At 45.0% G+C, this 1,315-nt stretch carries 1 protein-coding gene; it reads right to left on the bottom strand.

The genetic code is table 11. From position 1 onward, the window contains the following. The coding region (locus QM460_RS10375) for an Ig-like domain-containing protein (RefSeq protein WP_414290052.1) at positions 1–1,315 on the bottom strand (1,315 nt) is incomplete at both ends.

The following is a 1,315-nucleotide window of genomic DNA, read 5'->3' as shown; positions in this document are numbered from 1 at the left end:
GTTGCTGTTACTGATACTGTGTCACCTTCGTTCAATCCACTTACTGGAACACTGAAGTTTCCATCTTGGTCTGCTGTTGCTGATGCTTTAGTTCCATCTGGAAGGGTTACTTCGACTGTTGAACCTGCTTCAGCTGTACCTGTTACTGCTTCATCACCAGCTTTAACTGGGTTCACAACTGGCGCTGTTGGTGCTGTCTTATCATCTGCTTTCGCTACAGTTGCTGTAGTTGGTGCTGATGTGTTTTTAGCTGCGTCTGTTGCTGTTACTGATACTGTGTCACCTTCGTTCAATCCACTTACTGGAACACTGAAGTTTCCATCTTGGTCTGCTGTTGCTGATGCTTTAGTTCCATCTGGAAGGGTTACTTCGACTGTTGAACCTGGCTCTGCTTTACCTGTAACTACTTTATCGCTAGCTTTAACTGGGTTCACGCTTGGAGCTGCTGGAACTGCTTTCGCTACTGTTGCGTCGGTTGCTCCTGACTTGTTACCTGCTGCGTCTGTCGCTGTTACAGAAACTTTGTCGCCTTCCTTCAAACCATCAACTGAAATGCTGAAGTTGCCATCTTGGTCTGCTTTACCTGGGACTTTAGTTCCATCTGGAAGGGTTACTTCTACGTTTGAACCTGGCTCTGCTTTACCTGTAACTACTTTATCGCCAGCTTTAACTGGGTTCACGCTTGGAGCTGCTGGAGCTGCTTTCGCTACTGTTGCGTCGGTTGCTCCTGACTTGTTACCTGCTGCGTCTGTCGCTGTTACAGAAACTTTGTCGCCTTCCTTCAAACCATCAACTGAAATGCTGAAGTTGCCATCTTGGTCTGCTTTACCTGGGACTTTAGTTCCATCTGGAAGGGTTACTTCTACGTTTGAACCTGGCTCTGCTTTACCTGTTACTGCTGTGTCACCTGCTTTAACTGGGTTCACGCTTGGAGCTGCTGGAGCTTTTGTATCTTGAAGTTTTCTAAAGACATGAGTTACATTACCATCAGACTCGTCTGTTAGAGTTCTAACAAATACATAACCATCAATTTCTCCATGTTCAAATGCTTCATTAGATTCACCTAATTCAGCTGGAGCTTTTGCATTGGCTGGTTTCAATTCATTTCCTTCTTCATCAACCCATTTAGTAATAATTAATTTCGGCAAGTCAAATGAATCTGGTAATTCACCTCTTTCTGAAGTATAGACAGTCTTAGCGCCTGGAAGGGTTGCTGTTGTGCCATCTGGGAACGTTACTGTTGTGTCACCATTGTCGCCTACTTCAACTTTCGTTGCACTTGGGTTCGCTGTTTCTACTGCTTTCTTAACGGCAT

It is taken from the genome of Streptococcus infantis (assembly GCF_047464415.1).
Lineage (GTDB): Bacteria > Bacillota > Bacilli > Lactobacillales > Streptococcaceae > Streptococcus > Streptococcus infantis_AE.
This window is presented reverse-complemented; position numbering and strand designations above follow the sequence as displayed.